Annotated in this window: 1 protein-coding gene; it reads right to left on the bottom strand. The window is 48.0% G+C overall.

Annotated elements, in window-relative coordinates; all coding sequences use genetic code 11:
* Positions 1–350, bottom strand: a 350-nt coding sequence (locus tag AC1DP6_RS36650) for a hypothetical protein (RefSeq protein WP_477059338.1), incomplete at both ends; no start/stop codon positions are given.

Here is a 350-nt window from a genome sequence, read left to right as displayed (position 1 = left end):
CTGGTAGCAGGCATATTTACATTGCCTTTATTACCATCTACATTTAAAAGCCCTTCATCATTAAACACCTTATTGGTCAATGTCTGAATAGCGGTGGCATCGCCATGATCCGCTCCGCTGGCAATGGTGATCGTAGCCGGGAGACTGGTATAACGGCTATCTGCAATAGTAGATGACACCACATCTTTTGTCAGGTTCACCGTCCAGGCTTTACCGGCTTTCCAGCCATTTGGTAAAGTAGCAGTGATCACGGCACTTTGTCCTTCGTTCACGCTATCCGGCACACTGCTCAGTTTGATGGAATCACCGGCAGGGAATGGATACTGCGCATCCTTGATCGCATCCTTGAT

The organism is Chitinophaga sp. 01L420 (assembly GCF_056399985.1).
This window is presented reverse-complemented; position numbering and strand designations above follow the sequence as displayed.